At 64.9% G+C, this 26,337-nt stretch carries 30 protein-coding genes and 1 tRNA gene; 10 read left to right on the top strand and 21 right to left on the bottom strand.

Annotation, left to right across the window (positions count from 1 at the left end):
- Positions 1 to 63: 63 nt before the first annotated feature.
- Together otsB and AC0KVN_RS04920 are read right to left on the bottom strand one after the other, a co-directional pair.
- A complete protein-coding gene (gene otsB / locus AC0KVN_RS04925; protein WP_435568323.1) occupies positions 64 to 828 on the bottom strand; it encodes a trehalose-phosphatase in 765 nt (254 codons plus the stop codon).
- A gap of 61 nt (positions 829 to 889) precedes the next feature.
- The gene (locus tag AC0KVN_RS04920) at positions 890 to 1,060 is read right to left on the bottom strand and encodes a hypothetical protein (RefSeq protein WP_004207346.1); all 171 of its coding nucleotides are present in this window, start codon (positions 1,058 to 1,060) and stop codon (positions 890 to 892) included.
- Between the two features lie 131 nt (positions 1,061 to 1,191).
- Here AC0KVN_RS04920 and AC0KVN_RS04915 point away from each other — a divergent pair, with 131 nt between their 5' ends.
- The 4 genes from AC0KVN_RS04915 (at position 1,192) to AC0KVN_RS04900 (ending at position 6,604) form a co-directional block, all read left to right on the top strand.
- A complete protein-coding gene (locus AC0KVN_RS04915; RefSeq protein ID WP_435568322.1) occupies positions 1,192 to 2,112 on the top strand; it encodes a LysR substrate-binding domain-containing protein in 921 nt (306 codons plus the stop codon).
- A 39-nt stretch (positions 2,113 to 2,151) separates the two neighbouring features.
- Positions 2,152 to 2,382 carry a type II toxin-antitoxin system CcdA family antitoxin gene (locus AC0KVN_RS04910; protein ID WP_037506592.1) on the top strand — a complete coding sequence of 77 codons (231 nt, stop codon included), beginning with the start codon at positions 2,152 to 2,154 and terminating at the stop codon, positions 2,380 to 2,382.
- Positions 2,383 to 2,453: 71 nt separating this feature from the next.
- A complete protein-coding gene (parC, locus tag AC0KVN_RS04905) occupies positions 2,454 to 4,781 on the top strand; it encodes a DNA topoisomerase IV subunit A (protein ID WP_435568321.1) in 2,328 nt (775 codons plus the stop codon).
- A 68-nt stretch (positions 4,782 to 4,849) separates the two neighbouring features.
- The gene (locus AC0KVN_RS04900) at positions 4,850 to 6,604 is read left to right on the top strand and encodes a putative bifunctional diguanylate cyclase/phosphodiesterase (protein WP_483655968.1); all 1,755 of its coding nucleotides are present in this window, start codon (positions 4,850 to 4,852) and stop codon (positions 6,602 to 6,604) included.
- Here AC0KVN_RS04900 and AC0KVN_RS04895 read toward each other — a convergent pair.
- From AC0KVN_RS04895 to AC0KVN_RS04880, 4 genes are read right to left on the bottom strand one after another with little or no spacing between them, the layout of a single operon-like run.
- The gene (locus AC0KVN_RS04895; protein WP_435567449.1) at positions 6,568 to 7,779 is read right to left on the bottom strand and encodes a CCA tRNA nucleotidyltransferase; all 1,212 of its coding nucleotides are present in this window, start codon (positions 7,777 to 7,779) and stop codon (positions 6,568 to 6,570) included. The two genes, AC0KVN_RS04900 and AC0KVN_RS04895, sit on opposite strands and share 37 nt — an antisense overlap.
- Positions 7,760 to 8,371 carry a CoA pyrophosphatase gene (locus AC0KVN_RS04890; protein ID WP_125985883.1) on the bottom strand — a complete coding sequence of 204 codons (612 nt, stop codon included), beginning with the start codon at positions 8,369 to 8,371 and terminating at the stop codon, positions 7,760 to 7,762. Before AC0KVN_RS04890 ends, AC0KVN_RS04895 begins: the two co-directional genes overlap by 20 nt.
- Positions 8,368 to 8,934, bottom strand: coding sequence for a DUF1285 domain-containing protein (locus AC0KVN_RS04885; protein WP_435567450.1), 567 nt, complete (start codon positions 8,932 to 8,934; stop codon positions 8,368 to 8,370). Before AC0KVN_RS04885 ends, AC0KVN_RS04890 begins: the two co-directional genes overlap by 4 nt.
- A 51-nt stretch (positions 8,935 to 8,985) precedes the next feature.
- A complete protein-coding gene (locus AC0KVN_RS04880; RefSeq protein WP_333702221.1) occupies positions 8,986 to 9,504 on the bottom strand; it encodes a GNAT family N-acetyltransferase in 519 nt (172 codons plus the stop codon).
- A gap of 125 nt (positions 9,505 to 9,629) precedes the next feature.
- Here AC0KVN_RS04880 and AC0KVN_RS04875 point away from each other — a divergent pair, with 125 nt between their 5' ends.
- Complete coding sequence (locus tag AC0KVN_RS04875) at positions 9,630 to 10,013, top strand: dihydroneopterin aldolase (protein WP_004207337.1); 384 nt, start codon at positions 9,630 to 9,632, stop codon at positions 10,011 to 10,013.
- A gap of 60 nt (positions 10,014 to 10,073) precedes the next feature.
- On the opposite strand, the gene AC0KVN_RS04870 is transcribed toward AC0KVN_RS04875, so the two are convergent.
- Complete coding sequence (locus tag AC0KVN_RS04870; protein ID WP_004207336.1) at positions 10,074 to 11,021, bottom strand: isopenicillin N synthase family dioxygenase; 948 nt, start codon at positions 11,019 to 11,021, stop codon at positions 10,074 to 10,076.
- Between the two features lie 99 nt (positions 11,022 to 11,120).
- On the opposite strand from AC0KVN_RS04870, the gene AC0KVN_RS04865 reads away from it, so the two are divergent.
- Positions 11,121 to 11,528: an EVE domain-containing protein gene (locus tag AC0KVN_RS04865; protein ID WP_004207335.1), complete on the top strand. Its 408-nt coding sequence runs from the start codon at positions 11,121 to 11,123 to the stop codon at positions 11,526 to 11,528.
- 149 nt (positions 11,529 to 11,677) lie between these two features.
- Positions 11,678 to 11,968, top strand: a complete 291-nt coding sequence (locus AC0KVN_RS04860) for a hypothetical protein (RefSeq protein ID WP_010337758.1) — start codon at positions 11,678 to 11,680, stop codon at positions 11,966 to 11,968.
- A 77-nt stretch (positions 11,969 to 12,045) separates the two neighbouring features.
- Here AC0KVN_RS04860 and AC0KVN_RS04855 read toward each other — a convergent pair whose 3' ends face one another.
- Complete coding sequence (locus AC0KVN_RS04855; protein ID WP_010337759.1) at positions 12,046 to 12,348, bottom strand: glycine zipper 2TM domain-containing protein; 303 nt, start codon at positions 12,346 to 12,348, stop codon at positions 12,046 to 12,048.
- A 121-nt stretch (positions 12,349 to 12,469) separates the two neighbouring features.
- On the opposite strand from AC0KVN_RS04855, the gene AC0KVN_RS04850 reads away from it, so the two are divergent.
- Complete coding sequence (locus tag AC0KVN_RS04850) at positions 12,470 to 12,907, top strand: cupin domain-containing protein (RefSeq protein WP_435567451.1); 438 nt, start codon at positions 12,470 to 12,472, stop codon at positions 12,905 to 12,907.
- A gap of 173 nt (positions 12,908 to 13,080) precedes the next feature.
- Here the strand turns inward: AC0KVN_RS04850 and AC0KVN_RS04845 are convergent, their stop codons facing one another.
- From AC0KVN_RS04845 to AC0KVN_RS04825, 5 genes are all read right to left on the bottom strand, one after another.
- A complete protein-coding gene (locus tag AC0KVN_RS04845; protein ID WP_435567452.1) occupies positions 13,081 to 13,386 on the bottom strand; it encodes a hypothetical protein in 306 nt (101 codons plus the stop codon).
- Positions 13,387 to 13,423: 37 nt separating this feature from the next.
- Positions 13,424 to 13,495: transfer RNA gene (locus AC0KVN_RS04840), tRNA-Thr, on the bottom strand.
- Between the two features lie 28 nt (positions 13,496 to 13,523).
- A complete protein-coding gene (locus AC0KVN_RS04835; RefSeq protein ID WP_435567453.1) occupies positions 13,524 to 14,381 on the bottom strand; it encodes a hypothetical protein in 858 nt (285 codons plus the stop codon).
- On the bottom strand, positions 14,378 to 15,691 hold the full coding sequence (locus AC0KVN_RS04830) for a replication-associated recombination protein A (protein ID WP_435567454.1): 1,314 nt from the start codon (positions 15,689 to 15,691) through the stop codon (positions 14,378 to 14,380). The genes AC0KVN_RS04835 and AC0KVN_RS04830 overlap by 4 nt, the downstream gene beginning before the upstream one ends.
- 28 nt (positions 15,692 to 15,719) lie before the next feature.
- Positions 15,720 to 16,898: a glycosyltransferase family 4 protein gene (locus AC0KVN_RS04825; RefSeq protein ID WP_435567455.1), complete on the bottom strand. Its 1,179-nt coding sequence runs from the start codon at positions 16,896 to 16,898 to the stop codon at positions 15,720 to 15,722.
- A gap of 123 nt (positions 16,899 to 17,021) precedes the next feature.
- Here AC0KVN_RS04825 and AC0KVN_RS04820 point away from each other — a divergent pair, with 123 nt between their 5' ends.
- Complete coding sequence (locus AC0KVN_RS04820) at positions 17,022 to 17,240, top strand: hypervirulence associated TUDOR domain-containing protein (RefSeq protein ID WP_435567456.1); 219 nt, start codon at positions 17,022 to 17,024, stop codon at positions 17,238 to 17,240.
- Positions 17,241 to 17,313: 73 nt separating this feature from the next.
- Positions 17,314 to 17,967 (top strand): MOSC domain-containing protein, encoded by a 654-nt coding sequence (locus AC0KVN_RS04815; protein WP_278393309.1) that lies wholly within the window; start codon positions 17,314 to 17,316, stop codon positions 17,965 to 17,967.
- Positions 17,968 to 17,980: 13 nt separating this feature from the next.
- On the opposite strand, the gene AC0KVN_RS04810 is transcribed toward AC0KVN_RS04815, so the two are convergent.
- From AC0KVN_RS04810 to AC0KVN_RS04775, 8 genes are all read right to left on the bottom strand, one after another.
- Positions 17,981 to 18,607, bottom strand: coding sequence for a LysE family translocator (locus AC0KVN_RS04810; RefSeq protein ID WP_004207323.1), 627 nt, complete (start codon positions 18,605 to 18,607; stop codon positions 17,981 to 17,983).
- Positions 18,608 to 18,707: 100 nt separating this feature from the next.
- Positions 18,708 to 19,172: a MaoC family dehydratase gene (locus tag AC0KVN_RS04805; protein WP_010337834.1), complete on the bottom strand. Its 465-nt coding sequence runs from the start codon at positions 19,170 to 19,172 to the stop codon at positions 18,708 to 18,710.
- Between the two features lie 47 nt (positions 19,173 to 19,219).
- A complete protein-coding gene (locus tag AC0KVN_RS04800) occupies positions 19,220 to 20,782 on the bottom strand; it encodes an alkaline phosphatase D family protein (protein WP_435567457.1) in 1,563 nt (520 codons plus the stop codon).
- 45 nt (positions 20,783 to 20,827) lie between these two features.
- Complete coding sequence (locus AC0KVN_RS04795) at positions 20,828 to 22,108, bottom strand: alkaline phosphatase family protein (RefSeq protein ID WP_435567458.1); 1,281 nt, start codon at positions 22,106 to 22,108, stop codon at positions 20,828 to 20,830.
- Between the two features lie 74 nt (positions 22,109 to 22,182).
- On the bottom strand, positions 22,183 to 22,710 hold the full coding sequence (locus AC0KVN_RS04790) for a DNA-deoxyinosine glycosylase (RefSeq protein ID WP_435567459.1): 528 nt from the start codon (positions 22,708 to 22,710) through the stop codon (positions 22,183 to 22,185).
- Positions 22,711 to 22,714: 4 nt separating this feature from the next.
- Positions 22,715 to 23,815, bottom strand: a complete 1,101-nt coding sequence (ychF, locus tag AC0KVN_RS04785) for a redox-regulated ATPase YchF (protein ID WP_004207317.1) — start codon at positions 23,813 to 23,815, stop codon at positions 22,715 to 22,717.
- 69 nt (positions 23,816 to 23,884) lie between these two features.
- Positions 23,885 to 24,595 (bottom strand): DUF2490 domain-containing protein, encoded by a 711-nt coding sequence (locus AC0KVN_RS04780; RefSeq protein WP_435567460.1) that lies wholly within the window; start codon positions 24,593 to 24,595, stop codon positions 23,885 to 23,887.
- Between the two features lie 67 nt (positions 24,596 to 24,662).
- Positions 24,663 to 26,291 (bottom strand): alpha-D-glucose phosphate-specific phosphoglucomutase, encoded by a 1,629-nt coding sequence (locus AC0KVN_RS04775; RefSeq protein ID WP_435567461.1) that lies wholly within the window; start codon positions 26,289 to 26,291, stop codon positions 24,663 to 24,665.
- Positions 26,292 to 26,337: the final 46 nt, after the last annotated feature.

Genomic DNA, 26,337 nt, shown 5'->3' with positions numbered 1-26,337 from the left:
GGATATGGTCGCTGGTATCGATGATGTTCGGCCCCCTTCGTTCATGCGAATGGTGGCCGCCGGTCAGATGATCGCGGCGACCCCCTGCGCCAGATAATGCCTGACGGCGGCAACCTGTTCCAAGCCGAAGGCCGCGTGCGTGTGCCGCGCGGGCCCGACCAATATGCCATGGCCGCCCAATTGCGCGGCGGCGGCGAAACCTTCCTCGTCCGTGACATCGTCGCCGATGAAGATCGGCGTGCCGCCGGCCATCGGCGCCTGCTGCATCAGGCGGGTGACGGCGCTACCCTTGTCGGCGCCGCCGGGGCGCAGTTCGAACAGCATCTTGCCGGCCTGCACGGCCAGGCCATGTTCCTCTGCAAGTTGATGGGCAAGCAGGCCGGCGGCCTCGCCACAATCGGGGGCGCCACGGAAATGGAGGCCAACGCTGATCGACTTGCGTTCGACCAGCACGCCGGGACGGGTGTCGGCAAAGATATGAAAGGCCCGTTCGACCGCGTCTATGGCGGGCAGGCGGGGCGGCGCATCCGGCGCTGCGCCGGGCGCGGCAAATTCAAGGCCGTGGGTGCCGGCAAGCAGGAAATCCTGAAAGCCGAAATCGCGCAGCGTGGCGATCGACCGGCCGCTGACGATGGCGAGGCGTCCGTCCAGCTTGCGTCGTAGCGCCGCCAGCAGGGCAAGCAGATCATCATCGACATGCACCCCGTCGGGCGTGTCCGCAATCGGCGCCAATGTCCCGTCGAAATCGAGGAACAGGGCGGCGCCGGTCAGCAGCGCGGGCGGGGGAGCGGGAAGATCGGGCAGAGGGGGAAGAGCGGTTTCGGGCACGGCCTAAAGGTGGCGCCTGTACCGGAAACCGCAACCCCTGTTTTGCCCCTTGCCGGGATTTTCACGATTGGCAGGGGCGCTTGCATTGGCGTTCATCGGCCCAGGGCGCGCTCCATTCGATGCGGTGAAGCACCCGAAATGCCTGCATCACGCGATGCAGGAAATGGTCGGCACTCTTGCTGATTTCTTCATGGCTGTCGTTCCACAGCCGGGCGTCATATTGATCGCGCATCACTGTTCCTTCCGTCCATGATCATCGCCGGGCGCGGAGGGCCGTCGGCACCGCTGTCTCTGCCCGAACAGCACCCTTGGCGCCAACAAAAGCATGGACAGCATAGATAAGCCTGGCTTATCGAATGGCGCATGTCGCCGCTGCCGCCCCTGTCCGCCATTCGCGTGTTCGAGGCCGCCGCGCGGCTGGAGAATTTCACGGCCGCCGCGCAGGAACTTGGGATGACCCAGGCGGCGGTCAGCTATCAGGTGAAATTGTTGGAGGAGCGGCTGGGCATCAGCCTGTTTCAACGGACCGGGCGCAAGGTGGCGCTGACCGAGAAGGGCCGCGAGATCGCGCCGATCCTGACCCGCGCCTTCGACCAGATGCGGCAGGGTTTTGCCGCACTGACCCAGGATCATTCGGCGGTGCTGAGCATAAGCTGCACCAACAGTTTCGCGCATCTCTGGCTGGCGCCGCGCATCGGCGCCTTCCAGATGCGCCACCCGAACCTCGCCGTGCGGATCATGGCGGATGACGCAGTGGTCGATCTGGCGCGCGACGGCATCGATCTGGCGGTGCGCGGCGGCAAGGGCGAGTGGCCGGGGCTGGAGGCGAAGCTGCTGACCCATAACCGGCTGGTGCCGATGTGCAGCCCGGCCTGGCGCGACCGGCACGGGCCAATCGCCGATGCGCAGGCGCTCCACGCCTTGCCGCGCCTGTCGCCCGACGACATGTGGTGGCATGAATGGTTCGCGGCGATGGGCGTGGAGGCCGACCCGGCCGATGGCCCGCCCGGCATCGCGCTCGACAGCCAGGTGATGGAGGGGCGCGCCGCGATCGCCGGGCAGGGGGTGGCCATCCTCAACCATTTCCTCTGGAGGGCGGAGGTGGAAGCGGGGCAACTGGTGGAGGCGGTGCCCTCCTATGTCCGCGAAATCGCCAGCTACTGGCTGGTCTATCCGCCCCATGCCCGCAACACGCCCAAGATCAAGGCCTTCCGCGACTGGATCGGCGCGGAGTTTGCCACCGCCATCGCCGCCGATCCGGACGCGCGTTTCTTGCCGCGTTAATCCATGGCATGACATCGTCCTGCAAAAGGTGATCGGCCAATGGATAACGATGAGTTCGCGGCAAGCCGGGCGCGGGTCGAAGCCGCGCGAGAGCGGAACCTGATTGCTGCTGCCGAAGAACTGGGGATGGATCTCAGTCTACGGTCCGAGCCCGGTTTCGTGGAGGAAGTCCGCCATCGCTGGATGGGAGCCAATAGGGACGCGATGGAAAGTTGGAACGCCTATGTCGAGAAGCATGGCCTCCCGCTCGACAAATATCGAAATTTTTGATCGCGGCGCCCAGCCTTGGGGGTGCATAATTCTCGTTTCCGTTCACGTTCCGTCCTGCTAAGCCACTCCCGATGACCGATTTTCGCGACCCGTTCGACGCTATCAAGGACCATCCTTTCGACGCGGCGCTCTCGCAGCGCTATCTGGTCTATGCGCTCTCCACCATCACCGCGCGTTCGCTGCCGGACCTGCGCGATGGGCTGAAGCCGGTGCATCGGCGCCTGCTCTGGGCAATGCGGCTGTTGCGGATGGAGCCGGGCGGCGCGAACCCGGACGTGCTGGTCGCCAATCCGGCGCGCAACACCACCAGCTACAAGAAATGCGCCCGCGTCGTCGGCGACGTCATCGGTAAATATCACCCGCATGGCGACGCGTCGGTCTATGACGCAATGGTGCGCCTGGCGCAGGATTTCTCGCTGCGCACGCCGCTGGTCGATGGCCAGGGCAATTTCGGCAATATCGACGGCGATAATGCGGCGGCGATGCGCTATACAGAGGCGCGGCTGACCCAGGCGGCAGCCGACTTGATGGCGGGCCTGGACGAGGGCACGGTCGATTTCCGCCCGACCTATAATGGCGAAGATGAGGAGCCGGAGGTTTTCCCCGGCCTCTTCCCCAATCTGCTGGCCAATGGCGCGAGCGGCATCGCGGTCGGCATGGCGACCAGCATCCCGCCGCACAATGTCGGCGAACTGCTGGATGCCGCCACCCTGTTGATCGACAGCCCGGAGGCGGACGACGCCGCGCTGATGGAGATCGTCAAGGGACCAGACTTTCCGACCGGCGGCGTGCTGGTCGATAATCAGGCGATCATTTCCGAAGCCTATCGCACCGGGCGCGGTTCCTTCCGCACCCGTGCCCGCTTCTCCACCGGCCGCAACGAGGATGGCAGCTGGGAAGCGGAAGGGATCGAGAAGCTGGCCGGCGGCACCTGGCAGCTGGTGATTTCCGAAATCCCCTATCAGGTGCAGAAGTCGAAGCTGATCGAGCAGATTGCCGCGCTGATCAACGACAAGAAGCTGCCGATCCTGGAGGATGTGCGCGACGAGAGCGATGAGGCGATCCGCATCGTCATCGTCCCCAAGAGCCGCAATGTCCCGGTCGATATACTCAAGGACAGCCTGTTCCGGCTGACCGACCTGGAAAATCGCTTTCCGCTCAACCTCAACGTGCTCGACGCCAGCCATACGCCGCGCGTGCTGGGGCTGCGCGCGGTGCTGGTCGAATGGCTCAAGCACCAGATCGAGGTGCTGGTCCGCCGGGCACAGCACCGGCTGGAGAAGATCGCCGCGCGGCTGGAACTGCTCGACGGCTATATCATTGCCTATCTCAACCTCGACCGGGTGATCGAGATCATCCGCACCGAGGATGAGCCCAAGGATGTGATGATGGCCGAGTTCAGCCTGACCGACCGTCAGGCCGAGGCGATCCTCAACATGCGGCTGCGCAGCTTGCGCAAGCTGGAGGAAATGGAGCTGCGGCGCGAGCATGCCGAGCTGGTCAAGGAACAGGCGGAGCTGGAAAAGCTGGTCGAGAGCCCGGCCCGGCAGCGCACCCGGCTGAAGCGCGACATTGCCGACCTGCGCAAGCGCTATGGCCCCGATACCGTGATCGGCCGGCGCCGCACGCTGGTCGAGGAAGCCGGGCCGGCGCGCGAGATCCCGCTGGAGGCGATGATCGAGCGCGAGCCGGTGACGGTGATCCTGTCCGAACGCGGCTGGATCCGCGCGATGAGCGGGCATCGTGACCTGGCTGCGGCCGATACGCTGAAGTTCAAGGAAGGCGATGGCCCGCAATTCGCCTTCCACGCCTATACCACCGACAAGCTGCTGATGGCGACGTCGAGCGGCCGCATCTACACGCTGGGGGCGGACAAGCTGCCGGGCGGGCGCGGCTTTGGCGATCCGGTGCGGATGATGGTCGACATGGACGATCAGGGCGGCATCGTCGCGCTGATGCCGGCGAGGACTGGTGGGCAATTGCTGCTGGCTTCGTCCGACGGACGCGGCTTCCTGGCGGATGTGGCCGATATCCTGGCCGAAACGCGCAAGGGCAAGCAGGTGGTCAATGTCCGCACGGGCGCCAAGCTTGCCGTGGTGCATGCGGTCGATCCGGAGGCGGACAGCATTGCCGTCATCGGCGAGAACCGGAAGCTGCTGGTCTATTCGATCATCGAAATGCCCAAGATGGCGCGCGGGCAGGGGGTGCAGATGCAGCGCTATCGCGACGGCGGCCTGTCCGACGCGATCGCCTTCCGCCTGAACGACGGGATCAGCTGGGCTATGGGCGGCGAGACGGGCCGGACCCGGACCGAGGCGGACATGACGCCATGGCGGGTAGCCCGCGGCGCCGCCGGTCGCATGCCACCGACAGGCTTCCCGCGCGACAACAAGTTCTGACGCAAATTCAGCACCATCAGCAGATGTTCGTTTCCCGAATATTTACCCTTGGCGGATAAGGCAGAGGCATGAAAGCCATGTCGGTGCGTAGCTGGCCCCCTGAACAGACCAGTGGCCTCCCCTTGCCCGGGGGTGATGACACGCATCTGCCGCACATGATCGGAGCGAGCGAATGGCTCACCGCCCTGTCGCAGGCTGCGGCGATTTTATCGTGTGAAAACAATGCTATAAACATTGTCGAGGCGAATGAGCCATTCCTCAAGGCGTTCCGGGAACATCGCGAACGTACGGCCGCAACGGCCCAGGCATCGGCCGAATGGCGCGCGCGCGTCACTGGTTTCGCCCAGTCGGATCGCGATTCGGAAAGTTTCGAAATCCGCCGCGATGGCAAGCTTGGCCCTGAATATTTTCTCTGCACGCTCGGACGGCTGCGGGCCACCGGCGCGCGCACCGAACAATTTCTCTTCACCGCGATCGATCGCACCAGCGAGCGGACGATGGAGAAGAATTTGCGGCGCGAGTTGCTCTCCGACGGCCTGACCGCGCTGCCCAACCGCACCGGCTTTGGTGAGGAAATCGATGATCGGCTCGCGAATGGCAGCTGGCCGGACAATGCGCAGTTCGGCATCATCGCGATCGACCTCAGCCGCTTCAGCCGGGTGAATGAATCGCTTGGCCCAATGGCTGGTGACGAACTGCTGATCACGGTCGCAAAGCGGCTCAAATCTTGCCTGCGTCAGGGCGATGTGCTGGCCCGCATTGGTGGCAATGACTTTGCCATTTTTGCGCGTTTGAACAATGGTTTGTCAGACTCTCTTCAGATCGTTCAGAGAATCAGGGAGGCACTGAGTTCGCCGATCCGCCTGTCCGACCTGCAGATCCGCGTCGATTGCGCGATCGGCTGCGCCCTGTCGACGCATCTGGAGGACAACCCGGATGATGTCGTCCGCAAGGCGCAGGCGGCGGTCAAGATCGCCAAGCGCACCGGAAAGGTCGAGATTTATCGCAATGGCGTGCTCAAGGAAGCGCAGCGCCGCTTCTCGATCGAGAGCCGGCTGCGTGATGCGCTCGCCCATGGCGGGCTGACCCTGGCCTATCAGCCGCTGATCCATCTCCAGACCGGCGAAATTACCGGTTTCGAGGCGCTGGCGCGTTGGGATGACCCGGAACTGGGCCATGTCTCGCCGGTGGAGTTCGTGCCGGTCGCGGAAGAGAGCGGTCTCATCACCCCGCTCGGTCGTTGGGCCGCCTATGAAGCGGCGCAGGCGCTGAGCCGCTGGGACGCGAAATTCGGCCAGGCCCTGCCGGTCGGCGTCAACGTCAACCTGTCGCCAATCCAGATGGCGCGCGACGATGTCGCATCGATGTTCGAGGAAGCGCTGCGCTATTCCGGCATTGGCGGCCATCGCCTGACCGCCGAACTGACCGAAAGCGCGATCATCGCCGATCCGGACAAGGCGCGCAAATTGCTGTTCGCGCTCAAGGATCTGCAGATGCCGATCGCGATGGACGATTTCGGCACCGGCTTCTCCAACCTGGCGAGCCTGCACAGCCTGCCGATCGATATCCTCAAAATTGATCGAAGTTTCGTGTCCAACATGCTGGAAGATCATGATAAAGCTGTGATCGTCCGCACCATATTGTCACTGGCGGAATCGCTCAACCTGCGGGTCACGGCCGAGGGTATCGAAACCCAGGAACTGGCCGACATGCTGCAGAAGATGGGCTGCTGGCAGGGGCAGGGCTATTATTTCGCCCGCCCGATGAGCGAAGCCGATGCCTTCGACTATTGGCGCGTGCGCTGGAATTTCGAGACGATCTGATCGGCGATTTCGCCGACCCGGTCGGCGTCGGGGAAATCCTCCGCCACCCATGATTTCTGCACTTCCTGCAAGGCACGGGCGACGTCCGGGCCGGGCTGAAGGCCGCGCGCGATCAGCGCGCCGCCGCCGATTGGCAGGCTGGGCGGAGTCCAGCCGTCGAGCGGGACCAGTGCCGACAGGCACGCGGCGGGGTCGAGCAGGATGCGGTCGATCGCGCCTTCCACGCCGACCCGGTGCGCCAGCGCGCGCGGGCCTTCGGGTGCGGAGGCGGTTTCGAGCGCGGTGATCAGCCGCTTGCGCGCCTTGTTGGAGAGCTTGAGCCGCGCGCCGATCTGGTCCGCCAGCGCCGCGTCGGCCGGCACCAGCGCGGCCAATCGGCGCAGCGCCGATGGTGCCATGCTCGCCTCATTCTCCCGCGCAATCAGCTTCGCCAGCCGGTCGATGCCTTCGTGCGTGATTTCGGGCAGCACCGGCAGCCAGATCCCGCCGTCCACCATCATGCGCAGCGCCGGCACGGGATCGCGTACCACCAGCAATTTGAGCAGTTCGTCGGCGATCCGCTCGCGCGACAGGGCCATCAGGCTGTTGGCCGCGGCGACGCAGGCATCATAGGCCGATGCGTCAACTTCGTTGTCGCCATAGCGGGCCAGGAAGCGGAAATAGCGCAGGATGCGCAGATGATCCTCGGCGATCCGGGCGCTGGCATCGCCGATGAAGCGCAGGTGCCGGGCGTCGAGATCGGCCACGCCGCCGAAATAGTCGCTGATCGCGCCGGTTAGGGGATCGGCATAGAGGGCGTTGAAGGTGAAATCGCGCCGGGCGGCATCCTGCTGCCAGTCGTCGGTATAGGCGATGGTGGCGCGGCGGCCATCGGTGCTGACGTCGCGGCGCAGCGTGGTGATCTCGACCGGCCCGTCGGGCAGCACGGCGGTGATCGTGCCATGCTCGATCCCGGTCGGTACCGCCTTGATCCCGGCCGCCTTCAGCCGATCGACCACATCCTGCGGCATCAGGCTGGTGGCGATGTCGAGATCATTGACCGGTAGGCCAAGCAGCCCGTCGCGCACCGCGCCACCGACATAGCGGGCACGGCCCTGGTCGGCGTCGAGTGCAGCGAGAAGGCCGGAAAGGCCGGAGCGGTGGCGCCACGGGGCGTCAGGAAGAATGCGGGTCATGGCCGAGCCTGCGGGAAAGATTGGCGAGGATGGCAGCGGTCACGCCCCAGATGCGGCGGCCCTGCCAGTCGATTTCATAATATTGCCGCTCGATGCCTTCGAACATCAGGCTGCGGCGCACCCGATTGGCCGGATCGAGCGCATAGTCAAGCGGCAGTTCGAACCAGTCGGCCACTTCGCCCGGCTGGGCGCGCAGCGGCAGGTCGGGCGGGATGACGCCGAGCACCGGCACGATGTCGAAGCCGGTGAAGGTATGATACCGATCCGAGGTGCCGATGATGTCGACCCGGTCGGAGGGCAGGGCGATCTCCTCCCGTGCCTCGCGCAGGGCACCCGCAATCTCATCGGCATCGCCGGGGTCGACCCGGCCGCCGGGGAAGGCGATCTGGCCGGCATGCTTGCGCAGCGTCTCGGAACGCTGGGTCAGGATCAGGCCGGGATTGGCCCGATCGGTGATCGCGACCAGCACGGCGGCGGGGGCCAGCGCCATGTCGCCGACGATGCGCGGATCGCGGGTTTCGGACGGAAGCAACTGGATATCGCGGCTATGCCCGTCGATCAGTGCGGCGCGCAGCCGCTCGGCCAGCGTCATGCCGCGCCGTCCAACGGAAAGAAGCGGCCTTCGCTCCACAAACCGACCCGCTCGCCTTCTTCATCCAGGGCCAGGTTCATCAGTTCATAATAGACGCTGCGCACGATCAGCGCGTCGAGCCCGGCACGGACATGGAGATAGGGATGGGGGCCATCCTCCTTCTCGCGCAGGGTCAGTGCATGGTCGGGGCCGGCCGGCACCAGTTCGCCGGTATTGAGCCGGAAGGCGAGGTTGCGGCTGGCGCCTTCGCCCTCGCTCTTGAGTTCGACCGCAACGAAGGGGGCATCCTCGACCGCGATGCTCAGCTTCTCGACCGGGGTGACCAGTACATAGGAGCCGTCGCCCTCACGCCGCAATATGGTGGAAAAGAGCCGCACCATCGCTTCGCGCCCGATCGGCGACCCCTGATGGAACCAGGTGCCGTCGCGCGCGATCCGCATCTCGCTGTCGCCGCAATGGTCGGGATTCCATTTATCGACCGGCGGCAGGCGCTTTTCGGCGGTAAGGCGGGCAATGTCGGCGAGCGACAGGTCGGCGAGGTCGGGCAGGGGCTCCATCGGCATGGAAAGCAGATAGGAGCGGCCGGCCCGCTTGGCAAAGGTCTTTCGGTCGGGTCAGGCGGTAACGGTGATTCGCGGCGACAGCATGCCGGTTCCGCCGACCGGGCGACCATCGACCGACAAGGCGAGCAGGCGCCGGGGCTCGAACGGGCCGGGGCAATCCCAGCCGGCGGTGCCGTCGGCGGTGAAGCCCCAGAAGCGGCCATAATATTCCGGATCGCCGATCATCATCAGCGGTTCGCAGGCCTGTGCGCGGGCGGCGGCGACCACCGCATCCATCATCGCGCGGCCGTGGCCGCCCTTCTGATGCGCCGGCGCAACCGCGACCGGGCCGACCATGATCAGCGGCAATTGGCTGCCATCCTCGTGGGTTAGCGCCACCGGCCAGCTTTGCAGCGATCCGATCAGGTCCCCCTTTTCGTCCAGCACAGCAAAGGAGAGGGCAGGCAGCCAGGGCATGCCATCGCGGATCAGATAGGCGGTGCGGCCGTGCCGGTCGGGACCGAAGGCGGCGTCCAGCAGGCCCTCGATCGCGTCGGCGGGCTGGCTGTCGAGGGGAAGAATTGCTGACATGTCTTGCCGATCCGCCATCAATGGCGCATGGACCGCGCCGGAAGCGGCGGGCCTATAGCGCCCATGCCGCAAAAGGAAAGATCAAACTGGATCCGCGCCCTTCGCGCGACCGGACATGGCGAGCTATGGACAGCATTTTTGACGATTATCTGACGCTGGAGGTCAACAACCTGCACGTCGACGTATTGACCGGCATCTATTCGGAAGAGACGCATCTGCCCCAGCCGCTGCGCATCTCGATCCGGGCCAAGCTGCGGATCGCGGACCATTATGATCCCGATACGCCGCTCAGCGAGTCGAAAAACTACATGGACCTCAAGCATGCCGCGTCGACCGCGCTGCCCGAGGGGCTGCATTTCACTTTGATCGAGGGGGTGGCCGACCATATCATCGAGACCATCTTCCTGCAGGACGACAAGGTCCGCCATGTCGAGGTGAAGATCGTCAAGCTGGCGCTGAGCGAGCGGGGCGAGGAAATCGGCATCACCCTGGGTCGCGGCCGGAAATAAGCGCCGCTTGCGCTGAGAATGAGAGGCCCGCCGCTGCCGGACGCAGCGGCGGGCATTTTCTTACGCCTTCTTGATCAGGCCGATCTCGATCAGCCGCTCGGTCAGATAGTCATGCGCACTGATCGGCTCCTCGCGGCGCGGATTGTCCGGCGTCACGCATTGCGGCAGCGCGTCGATCATGAAGTCCGGGCGCAGATGCAGGAAGAAGGGCATGGAATAGCGCGAATGGCCGCGCCGTTCCGGCGGCGGATTGACGACGCGGTGGCTGGTCGAGGGCAGTACATGGTTGGTCAGCCGCTGCAGCATGTCGCCGACATTGATGGCGAGCGCGCCCGGCGGCGGCACGACCGGTAGCCAGTTGCCGTCGCGATCCTTCAGTTCCAGCCCGCCTTCCTCGGCGCCCAGCAACAGGGTGATGAGGTTGATATCCTCATGGGCGCCGGCGCGGATGCCCGGAGCCTCGGGCGACACCGGCGGGTAATGGAGCAGGCGCAGGATCGAGTTGCCGTCCTTGATCGGGCCGTCGAACCAGCGTTCGGGCAGGCCCAGATAGAGGGCGATCGCCGACAGCAGTTCCGCGCCGACCCGGTCGAACTCGGCATAGAGCGGCGCGAACACGTCGCGGAACGCCGGCATTTCGGTCGGCCAGACATTGGGCGGCATGGTTTCGGCGAGCGGATCGCCGGGCGCAAGGTCGCGGCCGACATGCCAGAATTCCTTGAGGTCGTTCTCGCTCGCGCCCTTGGCAATCTCCACGCCGAAAGCGGTGTAGCCACGCTGGCCGCCATTGAACTTGGCATCATAGGCGCGCTTCATCTCGACCGGCTGAGCGAAAAATTCGCGTGCCAGCGCCCATCCCTTGTCGACCAGCGCCTGGTCCATGCCATGGTCCTTGACCATGGCGAAGCCGAAGCGTTGGAAGGAACCACCGAAGGCGGCGGCGAAATCGCCCTTGCTCATCTCTGCCATGGACAGGACGGGCACCTGGTCCAGCACGGATTGCGACACGTATATTCTCCAGATCGATTTGGCTTGCGGATGATATAGCGATCAGCCGCGATGGTTCCCATCCTTGATCGTCCTTGGCGCCTGATGCAAGGATGCGGCATGAACTACTGGCTGATGAAATCGGAACCCGACGTCTTTTCCTATGCCGACCTGGTCAAGAAGGGGAAGGCGGAATGGGACGGGGTGCGCAACCATGCGGCCCAGTTGCATATGAAGGCGATGCGCAAGGGCGACCTGGCCTTCTTCTATCACAGCAATATCGGCGTCGAGGCGGTCGGCATCATGGAGATTGTCGAGGAAGCGGCGCCGGACAGCACCGACGAGACCGGCAAGTGGATCGCGGTCCATGTTGCGCCGCACAAGAAACTGGATCGCCCGGTGACACTGAAGACGATGAAGGCGGACCCGGCATTGGCCGACATGGTGATGTTACGGCAATCGCGCCTGTCCGTCGCGCCGCTGACGCCGCAGCAGTTCGAGCATATCGTCGCCTTGTCAAAGGCTTAGAAAAACGAGACTGCCTCGATTGCGTTCCGCGCAACTGGAACGCCGTTTTTTGCGATTGTATGAGTTTTTGCGCTGCAACATATGGGTGGCAACAGAACAGAATGTCCAAGAGGTGTTTGAGGGCATTCACAAGGAGCACACCCATGCGAATGCTGTCCAAGTTTGTTGTCGCCGGCGCCCTGAGCGCCATCGTTGCCGTCGCTGCCCCCGCCAATGCGCAGGACGCCGCCAAGCAGCGCTTCACCCACGAAGGCTACACCTACGTCTATGACGTCAAGGATACCAAGACCGGCAAGGTGATCTCGGGCCGTCGTTACCCCGACGCCGTCGCCTTCAACCTGCAGGTCAAGGGTGACAAGGTTTCGGGCGTCTCGGGCGGTCAGACCGTGTCGTTCAAGGTCGATGACGCGCGCGGCGCGGCTTCGGGCGCGACCAACTAAGCCATTTGGCCTCGGCCATCAAAAAGGGCGGCTTCCCGATGGGAAGCCGCCCTTTTTCGTTGTCCTTGACGACGGGATCAGCGGCAGCGACGCTTGCTGTCGATTTCCTTGCCGAGCAGCGCGCCACCGGCGGCGCCCAGGATCGTGCCGGTCGCACGGTCGCCACGGGTATCGATCGCGCGGCCAACCAGGGCGCCGCCGACGCCGCCGACGATCAGGCCGGTCGTGCCATTGGACTTGCGGCAATAGGTGCGCCCGTCGCGACCGCGCCATTCCTTGTAACGATAATGTTTGCGGGCCTGTGCGCCGTCCGTGGGAACGGCCATCGACACGGGAATGGCCAGCGACAGGGCGGCCATGGCCATCAGGGCGTTACGCATAATATCTCCTCCGAATTGCGTTGTCAGCCGATTGAACCCCTGCCTATTGACCTAGGTTGCATGAACCTCTGACAACGGCATAAGTTTTTGTTTCAGCGGAAATTAAATTTGAGGTGAAGCGATGAACGCAGGCGACGGGCAGGATGCTGCCGCACTGATCCGGGCGCTCGACCTGGCCCCGCATCCCGAAGGCGGCTGGTATCGCGAGACCTGGCGGGCCCAGGCGGCAGCGGGCCAGAGAGCGGCCGGCACCGCGATCCTGTTCCTGCTGGAGGCGCATCAGCGATCGCACTGGCATCGGGTCGATGCCGACGAGATGTGGTTCTGGCATGCGGGCGCCCCGATCATCCTTGGCATCGCTCCGCCGGCGGGGCCGGGGGTCGATCATCTTTTGGGGCCGGACATTGCAGCAGGTCTGCTGCCGCAGCGCCTGGTCCCGGCGCATCATTGGCAGGCGGCGCGGCCGGTCGGCGGATGGGCGCTCGTCAGTTGCACGGTCACGCCGGGCTTCGACTTTGCGGGCTTCACGCTCGCACCGCCCGATTGGACGCCGGCCTGAAGCGCACGGATCTCCGCCGATTTTCAGACTTATCCAAAGTTATCCACAGATTTGTGGCGCGGCCTGTCTTCAAACTGTCTGAATCCGCTTTGTGCGACTCGCGGATCGTGACAGCATCCTCTTATCGGGACAGTCGGCAAGGAGCGATCCAAAGCCGGAAAATCCAAGAGAAATCAAGGATTTTTTGCCCTGATGGTCCGTTGGGAGCTGCCATGCGCGAGGATGGCAGGGACGATCGGATCCAAGCCTTTCAGGATGATGCCGGGTACGCGCGAAAGTGAACGTCGGGCTTCAGATGAAAGGTCTGCAAGGGTGAACAGACCTTCGGGCTCGTTCTCCCGCGCGAAGATGTGGCAACACATCACATCGCCGGACCGGAAGGCGCAACCCGCAAGGGCATGTGGCCGAAAGGAACCGACGTTAGTGGGGGCCGGCAGCGATGTCGGCCCCCATTTTGTTTCCGGGATGCCGAGTGCCATCGAGTGCGCATGAGCGCACCGTTCAAGAGTCCGTCGGTGCCGGCTGAGGGGATCGAACCCCCGACCTTCGGTTTACAAAACCGCTGCACTACCGCTGTGCTAAGCCGGCGCACCCGACGGGTCGGACGCCCTTACTATCAGATCACGCCGAACGTCCAGCCCTCTGTGCGCGCAATTTCGCCGGTCAGGGGCAAAGGTGTCCAAAGTGCCCGATTTTCTGCGCTTTCGCGCATCCAGGCGGCGGTCAGCAGGGCATCGGCTTGATGATCGGCGGCGAGCGGACCGAAGTAGGGGGCGGTTGCGAACATGGTCAGCGCGTTATTGAGGGCGGCGAGATCGCGCATCTTGGTCCGGCCCTTGGGCCGCCCGGCGGCGCGCGCTGCGATGCTGGTATAGATTTCGACGACCAGCGATCCGGTGGCAGGCAGCGGATCGAACGGCCAGACCGGCACATGCGGGCGGATCTGGTGGAGCAGGCGCATGCCGGCAAAGCTGGCCTTGGCCACCTGCGCCGCGCCGATCGCGTCATAGATGGTCGACGGCTTGCCGCCGCCCCCGGCATTATAATGGTCTTCGCAGGCGCGGTTGTGCAGAAACTCGGCCTTCATTCCGTCGGCCTTGCCGAAATAGAAATGACGACGATGGGTGGTTTCCAGCAGGCTGGCGGCACCCAGATCGGGATCGGCGCAGACCGCATCGACATAGGCCCAGAAAGCCGGTGCGTCGGTTGGCGTCGGATCGCCAGGCAGATAGGCGCCGCGTGCGACGAAGGGTGGGGCGAAGCTGAAGTCGAAGCCGAACAGGGTCGGTGCCTCGCGCGCCGTTGCGATCAGCCAGTCGGCGACCGCCTGGCGCGACCAGATGCCGCCCGGCGCCTCGACCAGTTCCGGCGCATTCCGCCCGCTGCCGCAGATGGCGACCGCGATCCCCTTGTGCCGCGTGCCCTTGGCGCCCGACCAGTCGATCGCGGCGAAGCGCGCGAACCGGGGCGTCACGCCGCGCCGCGTTCGGCGCGCAGCTTGTTCCAATAGGCAATGCGCTCGGCGATCCGCGCCTCGAACCCACGCTCGGTCGGCGTGTAGAAGGTCTGCGGGCTCATCTCTTCCGGCCAGTAATTGGCGCCGGAAAAACCGCCCTCGGCATCATGGTCATATTGGTAATTCTTGCCATAGCCGACCTGCTTCATCAGCTTGGTCGGGGCATTGACGATGTTCATCGGCGGCATCAGCGATCCGGTTTCGCGCGCAGTGCGGAATGCCGTCTTCATCGCCATATAGCCGGCGTTCGACTTGGGCGCGGTGGCGCAATAGATGCAGGCCTGAACGATCGCCAGTTCGCCTTCGGGCGAACCGAGAAATTCATAGGCATCCTTGGCGGCAAGGCACTGGACCACTGCCTGCGGGTCGGCGAGGCCGATATCCTCGGTGGCGAAACGGACGAGCCGGCGCAGCACATAAAGCGGCTCCTCGCCAGCGGTCAGCATGCGGGCAAGATAATAGAGCGCCGCTTGCGGATCAGAGCCGCGCAGAGATTTGTGAAGCGCGGAGATGAGGTTGTAATGGCCCTCGCGATCCTTGTCATAGACCGCGACGCGGCGGTGAAGCAGGGCGGATAGGGCCGCCGGATCGAGCGGGGCGGGGATATCGATCGAATAGAGCGTTTCGACCTGATTGAGCAGGAGGCGGCCGTCGCCGTCCGCGCTGGCCAGCAGCGCTTCGCGCGCGGCCATATCCAGCGGCAACGGGCGGCCGATCAGCGCTTCGGCCCGGTCCAGCAATTGTTCGAGCGCCGCAGCGTCGAGCCGACGCAGGATCAGCACCTGCGCGCGGGACAGGAGCGCAGCGTTCAGTTCGAAACTGGGATTTTCGGTCGTGGCGCCGACCAGCGTGACTGTGCCATCCTCGACGAAAGGCAGGAAACTGTCCTGCTGCGCGCGGTTGAAGCGGTGGATCTCGTCCACGAAGAGCAGGGTCTTCTCGCCGCGACGGCCATGGTCCTTTGCGGTGGCGAACACCTTCTTGAGGTCGGCGACGCCGGAAAAGACGGCCGAGATAGGCTCGAACCGCATGCCAACGGCATCAGCGAGCAGCCGCGATATCGTCGTCTTGCCGGTGCCGGGCGGTCCCCAGAAGAGGATAGATGACAGGCGGCCGGCGGCCACCATCCGGCCGATGGCCCCGTCCGGGCCGGTCAGATGTTCCTGGCCGACCACATCGGCCAGCACGGCCGGACGCAACCGATCGGCCAGCGGGGCATGGTCGATGCCGGCGGGAAGGACATCGTCGGAAGAGAAAAGATCAGCCATCGGTCCCGATATAGGTCGGCCGGACCGATCAGGGAACAGGGCTGGAACGGATCTTGGCACCCTGGGCGCGCTGACGGATGATCCGCAAATAGGTGTCGACCAGAGCCTGGTTCACCTGGTCCCAGCCGAAATGTTCAGCCTGCGCCTCGGCGGCGGCGCCTGCGCTGGCGCGGGCAGCACCATCGGTGCAGTAGATTTGCAATGCGTCGGCGAACTTGCCGATGGCGCCGGGGCGGATCAGCCGGCCGGTAACGCCTTCCTGCACCAGATTTTCGCTGCCGGTGGCGCGGGCGGCGACGGTCGGCAGGCGGCAGGCCATCGCCTCCAGCGTGACATTGCCGAACGTCTCGGTGACCGACGGGTTGAACAGCATGTCCATGCTGGCGACCGCGCGGCCCAGGTCGGCCCCGCCCTGGAAGCCGGTGAAGACGGCATCGGGCAAGCGGTTCTGGAACCATTCGCGGGCCGGCCCTTCGCCAACCACCAGCACCTTGTGCGGCACCTTGCGTGCGGTCAGCTGGTCGATCGTGTCGGAAAAGACGTCCAGCCCCTTTTCCATCACCTGACGGCCAATGAAGCCGATCACCGGCACATCGTCGGCAAAGCCGAGCGACCGGCGCCAGTCGAGATCGCGGCGCTGAGGGGTGAAGATCTCGCGGTCGATGCCACGGGTCCAGATGCCGACATCATAGCTCATCCGCTGTTCGCGCAGCAACTGGGCCATCGATTCCGACGGGGCGACGATCGCATCGCAGCGGCGGTAGAAGCGGCGGAGAATGCCCTCGATCGCCGGTTCCAGGAAGGCGAGGCCATAATAGCGCGGATAGGTTTCGAACCGGGTGTGGACCGAAGCAACGGCGGGCAGGTCATGATCGCGCGCCCAGGTCAGTGCCCGATGGCCGAGCGGATCGGGGCTCGACAGATGGATCATGTTGGGCGCGAACGCCTTCAGATCTCGGCGCAGCGCGCGCGACAGGCGGGTGGGGATGCGATATTCCGGGCGGCCGGGCACGGGAATGGACGGCGCGCTGACCAGGTCGCCGGTCGGCGGAAAGGCGGGCGTATCGGTGGTCGGGGCATAGATGCGCACCTGCGCACCCTGACGCAGCAGATAGCCGACGAAGCGATTGAGCGCCTGGTTCGCGCCGTCGCGCACATAATTATAATTGCCGCTGAACAGCGCGACACGAAGTCCGGTAACATCCATCGCGGCCCCTTAGACCAGACCGGCGAAAAACCCAAGGAACCAGAGCGGGTCTCGGGAATTTTGCTGAGGCTGACCGGGAAAGCCGGCCGGCATGATTGCCCCCGAAGGAGAGGATGTCTGCTGATGGCCGAGAGATTCCGCAAGGGAACACGGGTCAGGTGGAATTGGGGGCAGGGTGTCGGCCGGGGACGCATAGCTGAGCGGTTCGAGCGGCATGTGGAGCGGATGATCGCTGGCTCCCTGATCCGTCGCAACGGGTCCACCCGCGATCCCGCCTATCTGGTCCATACCGACAAGGGCGACCTGGTGCTCAAGCTGGGATCGGAACTGAGCGCCGCCTGATCTTAGGGGCGGACGGGGCAAGCTGGCCGCAACTGGCCATCGTCATCGCGCTGCAACCATGGCATGGAGCGGCATGACCCAGCCTTTCATGACCATCGATGCGCTGCTGATCGGCATGCCCCGGCCCTTTCGTGATGACGAGCATAGCGCCATTGGCAAGCTGCCGGTCGCTGGCCCGATCCGCATCAACTGGCTGGGGTTCGCGGGCGACGGGGTGGCCGATACCGTTCATCATGGCGGCTGGGACAAGGCGATCCATCTCTATCCGCAGGACCATTATGGCTGGTGGCGCGATCGCAAGCCCGATCATCCACTGCTCGACGCGCCCGGCGCCTTTGGCGAGAATATCGCAAGCCGCGGCATGACCGAAAGCGACATATGCCTGGGCGACCGGTTCAGTCTGGGCAGCGCGGTGGTGGAGGTGAGCCATGGCCGCCAGCCTTGTTGGAAACTCGACCATCGTTTCGGTGCCCGCGACGTGATGGCGACGATCGTCAAGACCGCGCGCTGCGGCATCTATTTCCGAGTGATCCGCGAAGGCGAGGCGGAAGCGGGCACGCGGATGGGGTTGCTGGAGCGGCCCTTGCCCGACTGGAGCATCGAGCGGGTCTTTCGCCTGCTGATCGGCGGCGGGCACAAGGCCGATCCTGATGCGGTGCGCGCGCTGGCCGAGATGCCGCAACTGGCCGAAGCCTGGCGCGAACGGGCGCGCAAGCTGGCGGCGTGACGGCTGAGGCTGACTAGCGCTCCACCGCCATCCGCACGGCGAGGCCGCCCAGCACCGTGCCCATGAACCAGCGCTGGATCGTCAGCCAGCGCGGCCGGGTGCCGAGGAAACCGGCGATCGATCCGGCGAGGCAGGCGATGATCGCGTTGACCGACAGGCTGATCGCGATCTGGGTCGCGCCCAGGATCAGCGATTGGCCAAGCACATGGCCGCGCGCCGGATCGACGAACTGGGGCAGCAGCGAGAGATAGATCATCGCTACCTTGGGATTGAGCAGATTGGTCAGCAGCCCCATGGCGAACAGCTTGCGCGGGCCATCGAGCGGCAATTGCTTCACCTGGAAGGGCGAGCGGCCGCCGGGCCGCACCGCATTCCAGGCGAGCCACAGCAGATAGAGCGCGCCGCCCAGGCGCAGCACATCATAGGCGAAGGGCACCGCCATCAGCAGCGCGGTGATGCCGAAGGCGGCAGCGACCATGTAGAAGAGGAAGCCGCAGGCGACGCCGAGCAGCGAGACCATGCCGGCGGCGCGCCCCTGGCTGATCGAGCGGGAGATCAGGTAGATCATGTTCGGTCCCGGCGTCAGCACCATGCCGAGCGAGATGAGGGCGAAGGCGGCAAGATGCGCGGCGCTGGGCATGGCTGGGCTCCCCGATGAGAATGCGCCTTTGCTTAATGGCAGGCGATCCGCACCGACAGGTCCGGGATAGTGGAAGTGGCCCCATCCGGCCGAGGGCGGATCAGGCCGGGCGGGTGCGCCACATGGCGATCGGGCACATGGTCAGGACGGGTTCGTCCTTCTGGTTGTAGAGCGTCACCTTGTTGCGGACGATCCCCATTTCCGGGCGGCTCTGCGAAATCTTCTTGTCGATCACTTCATTGGTGCCGCGCAGCGTGTCGCCGGGGCGGACCGGGCGCAGCCAGCGCAGTTCATCGACGCCCATCGCGCCCAGGCTGGCCGCCTGGCGTCCGGGTTGCTTCTGCATTTCGGCGACGAACATCTTCATGAACAGGGCGGTGGTGTGCCAGCCGCTGGCCGAGAGGGTGCGAAAATGGGTGGTCGCCGCAGCCTCGTCGGACAGATGGAAGGGCTGGGGATCGAACTCCGCGGCAAAGGCGATCGTTTCCTCGCGCGACAGGGTCAGCGGCCCGAACGCGAAGCTGTCGCCTATCTCGATATCCTCGAAATAGAGAATGTCGTCCATCTATCCGTCTCCCATTGCAACGGACATGGTTTATGGTGACTTTCCGTTTACGTCAACTGCCAGCTGATGCTCAGCCCCGGCGTGCCGCGCGGAACGGTCATGGTCGCGCGGGTGCGGATCTGGCCGCCCGGCGCCGATACCTGATCCATCACCATCGCCCGCGTCGTCCAGGAGTCGGCCGTCACTTCGCAGGTCAGATAGCCGCGCTGGTCGTTGATGAATTTGAGCTGCGGGTTATTCTTCAGGATGATGTCGCTGCCGGGCCGCAGGTCCGATCCGTCGCCGCCTGAGGAGATGGAGGTCGACACGAACTCGACCGCGACCGGCTTGGCGCCGTCATCCAGCAGGCCGGCAAAATTCTGATGCTCGTCGCCGGTCAGGACCACGACATTGTCCAGCCCCTTCATCCGGCCGAGCAGCCGCTGGCGCTGCACCTTGTAGCCGGCCCAGGTGTCCATATTGTAGATCGGCTCCGCCGCGTCCGCACTGTTGCGCCGGTCGAGCGTCATCATCATCACCTGCTGCGCCAGGCAGTTCCACTTGGCGTCGCGGCGGGCAAGATTGCGAGCCAGCCAGCCTTCCTCCTCAGCGGAAATGACCTGTGCCTGGGTGGCGGCCATTTCGGCGCAGGCCGGCTTGAAATTGTCGCCACAGGGCTGGTCAGTGCGGAAGGTGCGGGTATCGAGGAAGTCGATCGACAACAGGTCGCCGAAGCGCGCCTGGCGATACATGGTGCCGATCATCTCGCCGCGTGGCGCCATCGCCGCGCGGACCGGCATATATTCATACCAGGCCTGCATGCCGGCGGCGCGACGCATGCGGAAGGCATCGGCCGGCGCGCCCCTGGCGTCGATGTCGCCGACCCAGTTGTTGGCGACCTCATGGTCGTCGAAAGTCGGGAACCAGCTATGACGGCAGCGCGCCGCCTGCAGGTCATAATCACTCAGATATTGGGCGTAGCGCAGGCGATAGTCGGCAAGGTCATAACAATCCTGGCCGATATGGTCGCGCACCTGCGGTCCGGGCAGGCCGTCCTTGTCATAGTCCGGGCCGCGCTGGCTATATTCATAGATGAAGTCGCCATAATGATAGACGAAGGCGAGATCGTCCTCGCGCGCCAGATGGCGGAAGGCGGTGAACAGGCCGTCCTGATAATTCTGGCAGCCGGCGACGCCGAATTTGAGCAGCTTGGGACTCGCCGACGCCAGCGGCAGGGTGCGGGCGCGGCCACGCGTCGACTGGTCATTGCCGAGCGCAAAGCGATACCAATAGGGCCGGTCGGGCTGAAGGCCGGTCACCTCGACATGGACGCTGTGGCCCAATTCCGGCCGGGCGATCGCTTCGCCGCCGGCAACGATGGTCCTGAAGCGATCGTCGGCCGCGACCTCCCATTTTACCGGGATCGGCGTCATCGGCATGCCGCCATGCGGCTCGAACGGGCGCGGCGCCAGCTTGGTCCAGATGACGAAGCCGTCGGGCGCCGGATCGCCCGATGCCACGCCCAGCGCGAAGGGATAGCCGGCGAACCAGCTCTGGGCATGGAGAATGGCGGGCGCGCCGGCGATCGGGGCGATGGCGGCGGCGGAGAGGAGCGAGCGGCGCGTGAACATGACGCGCCGCCTAGAGCCGCTTTATGACAAATGCATGTCGCCCGATCAGGGCTTGACCAGCCCCTGCAGCACCGCCGGATTGCCATCGCTCGCCACCGGCGTCACGCCCAGCAGGCGGGCGAGCAGCGGATAGACATCGACATTGGTGAAATCGGCCGAGGGACGGAAGCCGCTGACGAAGGCCGGGCCGTTGGCGATGAATAGCGCCTGCATTTCCGGCGCCCGATCGTCCCAGCCATGGTCGCCGCCGGTGACCGGCTTGGTCGGCGTCGTATTCTGGAACACCCAGCCGGTTTCAGCCAGGCAGAAATAGGGCGGGATGCGGCGATGCGTGCCATAGTGGAAGCGCGCCGGGATTTCGCTCTTGCGCCAGCACTGCATATGGTCGCGCGGCTTGAACAGTGCCGCCTCCAGCGCCTTTTCGCGGCCGGGATTGGCGACCAGGCTGGCATAGGGGCCGGCCTCGACGACGCGATAGTCGGCCGGGTCGGCGATCTTGTCGATCGGCAGCACCCGGTCATTCGCCTTGGCGGCCATGCCATGGTCGGAGACGATGACGATATTGGCGGGCTGGCCCAGCGCCTTCAGGCCGGCGACCAGTTCGCCAATATGGGCGTCGACGTCTGCGACTGCCTGGGTGGTTTCCGGCGCGGCCGGGCCGTTCACATGGCCGGCGGTGTCGACTTCATCGAAATAGAGGGTGACGAAGCGCGGACGGATGTCGGCCGGGCGGCGCAGCACGTCCAGCACGCCATTGACGCGCTGGGTCGGGCTGATCGCCTCGTTGAACTGGGCCCAGTCGCTCGGGCGCGACCCGCCGCTGATCCTGTAGGGCCATTCGGCCGCCTTGTTACCGCCCCAGGCGACGTTGGAGCCGGGCCAGAACATGGTCGCGGTGCGCACGCCCTGCTTTTCGGCGGTGATCCAGATCGGCTCGGCTTCGTTCCACCAGTATGGATCATCGCTGGCCATGGTGAACTTGTCCTTGGGCCGGCTGTCATCTTCCATATTATTGGCGACGATGCCGCTGCGATCCGGCCGGTCGCCGGTCACGATCGCCCAATGATTGGGGAAGGTCTTGGTCGGGAAGGACGGGCGCATCGACGCCTCGGTCCCGCCGGTCGCCAGCGCGTTGAGATTGGGCGAGACGCCGCGCGTCAGATAATCGGGACGGAAGCCGTCGATCGACACCAGGATCGTCACCGGCGCGCGCTGTTCGGCCGGCGCGGCGGCGACGCTCGCTGGATGCTGCTGCGCCGGGGCGCAGGCGCCGAGCAGGGTGGAAACGGACAGGGCAAAAGCGAGCGACAGGCGACGGGCGGACATCAGGGCCTCATGGCAAAAAGGAAGATTTGACCGCTGCTTAGCAGTCCAACCAAGTCGGTAAAGTGACGAATGGTTCATGTCGGTTCGACATAGGGCGCCAGCGCGCTCCAGGCCTGTCGTTTGGCATCGCGTGAAAGGCTGGCATAGGCGCCGCTGGAGGAAGGGAGGTCAATCATCACCAGATCGGACCTTTCTCCCAATTGGCGGCGGCCATGCTGGGCGGCGGTCTTGCCGTTGAAGGCGATCGCGCGGAGATTGGGCAGGCGGGACAGGAAGGCGCTGAGGTCGCGCAGCTCCGCACCCCGGATGCTGCTGTCCAGGCTGCCGTCGCGATCGGCGCTCTCGATCACATCCCACAGGCCGACGCCCCGTGCGCGCAGCCGTTTGAGCTTCATCGCATAGGGCGCGCTGCGGACATCCTCGTTCAGAACGTCACTCATCAATGCCCAGAAGGCATTGCCGCGATGGGCATAATATTCGCCCTGCTTGATCGAGGCGTCGCCGGGCAGGCTGCCCAGGATCAGCAGCCGCGTTCCCGCATCCACGCTGGGCAGGAAGGCGGCCTTGCGCTGCGCAGGCCGCTGGCCAATGCGCAGCGCCATCGGATCAGACGTTGAAGCGGAACAGCATGATGTCGCCGTCCTGCGTCACATAATCCTTGCCTTCCGAGCGCCACTTGCCCGCTTCCTTGGCACCGGCTTCGCCGTTGAACTGGACATAGTCGGCATAGGCCATGGTCTCGGCGCGGATGAAGCCCTTTTCGAAGTCCGAGTGGATGGCGCCGGCGGCCTGAGGCGCCTTGCTGCCCTTGGCCACGGTCCAGGCGCGGGCTTCCTTGGGGCCGACGGTGAAGAAGGTGATGAGGCCCAGCAGTTCATAGCCGGCGCGGATGATGCGGGCGAGGCCGGCTTCGGTCAGGCCCAGCGCTTCGAGATATTCGCCGCGTTCCTCGACCGGCATGGTGATGAGTTCGGCCTCGATCGCTGCCGACACGATCACCGCGCTGGCATTTTCGGCCGCCGCCTTCTCGAACACGCGGGCGGAAAATGCGTTGCCTTCGGCGGCAGCGCCTTCCTCGACATTGCAGACATAGAGAACCGGCTTGGCGGTCAGCAACTGCGCCTGGGCGAACAGGCGGGCTTCTTCTTCGTCGCGCGGCTGGGTCAGGCGGGCGGGCTTGCCGTCGCGCAGCAGTTCCAGCGTCTGGCCCAGCACCGATGCGGCGGCCTTGGCCTCCTTGTCGCCCTGCGCGCCCTTCTTGAGCAGGTTGGGAACCCGCTTTTCCAGGCTTTCGAGGTCAGCGAGCATCAGTTCGGTTTCGACCGTCTCGGCATCGGCGATCGGATCGACCTTGCCCTCGACATGGGTGATGTCGTCATCCTCGAAGCAGCGCAGGACGTGGACGATGGCGTCGGTCTCGCGGATGTTCGCCAGGAACTGGTTGCCCAGCCCTTCGCCCTTCGACGCGCCGCGGACCAGCCCGGCAATGTCGACGAAGGCGAGCTGCGTCTCGATGATCTTGGCGCTGCCGCCGATCCTGGCGATGGTCTGTAGTCGATCGTCGGGCACGGCGACGCGGCCCTCATTGGGCTCGATCGTGCAGAAGGGATAATTCGCCGCCTGCGCCGCCTGCGTCTCGGTCAGCGCATTGAACAGGGTGGACTTGCCCACATTGGGAAGCCCGACGATACCGCAACGAAAACCCATTTGACTGCCTTCATGTCTCAGATGATGCCGCGCCGATAGCGGTTTCGGCGCGGATTGGCCAGCCTTGCGTCAATGGCGGAAGAACAGCGTCACCGATGCGACATGGTTGACGCGCTGGCGGCTGCCGCCCTGGTCGATCAGCTGGTTGAGATAGCCGACTTCCATGGTCGATGCACCGGGCAGGCCAATCTCGACCCCGGCGAAGCTGCGCAACTGGTCGAAGCCCTTGCGGGCACCCCAGTCGGTGTCGTTGAGAGCAAAGAAGACCTCGCCATAGGCGAGCGCATTGACCGCGTCGCTGCCGGGTTTCAGCGCATGTTCCACCCGCAGCATCTCGCGCAGGCGCCAGCCCATGTCGCTGCCGTTCGAGCGCCAGCGCTGCTCCAGCCGGGTGCGCGAGGAAATCTCCGCATTCTTTGGCCGCGCCAGCGTCCAGCTCAGCTGCTGGAAGCTGCGTTCCTCATTGACGTCCTTGCCACCCTCGATCGGGACGACGACATGGGCATAACCCTGATAGAGGGTGATGTCGCGCGACAATTTGACGCCCAATGCGCCACGGAACAGGGCCTGGTCGATCCGCGATATACCGTCGCCGACGCGGGGCTGGATTTCCGCAAAATAGACCAGCTCGTCCTTGATCGACCCCATCGCCGTCAGATTGACCCAGAGCTGCTCGTCCTCGCTCGTCGCGGCCTGGGCGGGCAGGGCGAGGGCGGCAAGGGACAGGACGACAGCAAGCGACGGGAAACGCATGAAACCTCTGGCGGCGGAAAGCGACATTTCCATCCGCCTTTAGGTTGCGGTCATTGCTGTCCCGTTGCTGCGGGGTAAGCGATGGTGAACCGGTTCAGGTGATGACGCTGGGCTGGTCCATACCGGTATAGCCGGCGATGTCGGCCAGTTCCTGCGCCGCCGCCACCAGCGGCGCCAGCGCATCGCCAGTTGCCAGCGCCAGATCGCCGTCCGGCCCGACATAGCGTTCGATATAGACGCGCAGGGTCGCGCCCTCGGTGCCGGTGCCCGACAGGCGGAAGACGACGCGCGATCCATCCTCGAACAATATGCGCACGCCCTGGTTCTTGCTTACCGACTGGTCGGTCGGGTCGGTATAGGCGAAATCGTCCGCCGCCTTCACCGTGCCGCCGCTGTTGCCAGTGCCGGGCAGGCTGGCGAGCGTGTCGCGCAGCGCCGCCATCAACGTGTCGGCCTTGTCCTTGGCGATCGCTTCATAGTCGTGGCGGGCATAATAGTTGCGGCCATAGGTTGCCCAATGATCGGCCATGATGTCGGCCACGCTCTGCTGGCGCGCGGCCAGGATGTTGAGCCATAGCAGCACCGCCCAGATGCCGTCCTTCTCGCGCACATGGTCGGACCCGGTACCGGCGCTTTCCTCGCCGCAGATCGTCGCCATGCCGGCGTCGAGCAGATTGCCGAAGAATTTCCAGCCGGTCGGCGTTTCATAGAGCGGAATGCCCAGCTTCTGCGCCACTCGGTCGGCCGCGCCGCTGGTCGGCATGGAGCGGGCAATGCCTTTGAGGCCACCGGCATAGCCGGGCGCCAGATGGGCATTGGCGGCCAGCACCGCGAGCGAGTCCGAGGGCGTCACATAACAATGGCGGCCGATGATCAGGTTGCGATCGCCGTCGCCATCCGACGCTGCCCCGAAGTCGGGCGCATCGGCGGCCGTCATCCGGTCATAGAGCGCCTTGGCATGGACCAGATTGGGGTCGGGATGATGATGGCCGAAGTCGGGCAGGGGGGTGCCGTTCATCACCGTGCCGGCCGGCGCGCCCAGGCGCTTCTCGAAAATCTCGGTCGCATAGGGGCCGGTCACCGCGCTCATCGAGTCGAAGGCGAGGGTGAAGTCGCCGGCGATCATCGCCCTGATCGCGGGGAAATCGAACAGGCTTTCCATCAGCGCGGCATAGCCGGCGACCGGATCGACCACTTCGACGGTCATGGCGCCCAACTGGCTGGTCCCCAGCGTGTCGATATCGACGTCGGCGGCATCGAGGATGCGATAGCTGTCGATCGTCAGGGTCCGCGCGTGGATCGCGTCGGTCACCTTTTCGGGGGCTGGCCCGCCGTTCGACACATTATATTTGATGCCGAAATCCTCGTCCGGGCCGCCCGGATTATGGCTGGCCGACAGCACCAGCCCTCCAAAGGCGCCGGACGAGCGGATCAGATGCGACGCAGCCGGGGTGGACAAGATACCGCCCTGACCGACCAGCACCCGGCCAAAGCCATTGGCCGCCGCCATCCTGAGTGCGATCTGGATGACTTCGCGATTGAGATAGCGGCCATCGCCGCCGATCACCAGGGTCTGGCCGGCATAGCCGTCCAGGCTGTCGAACACCGACTGGATGAAATTTTCCGCATAATGGGGCTGCTGGAAGACCCGAACCTTCTTGCGCAGGCCCGATGTGCCGGGCTTCTGGTCGTCGAAAGGCGTGGTCGCGACGGTCTGGATCACCTCTGTCCCCTGCTTTGCCTAATAAGTCGTTACGCCTCTATGGCTT

Source organism: Sphingobium sp. SG1 (assembly GCF_057063145.1).
The sequence above is the reverse complement of the archived record's forward strand: the minus strand, read 5'-3'. Positions and strand labels throughout refer to the sequence as shown.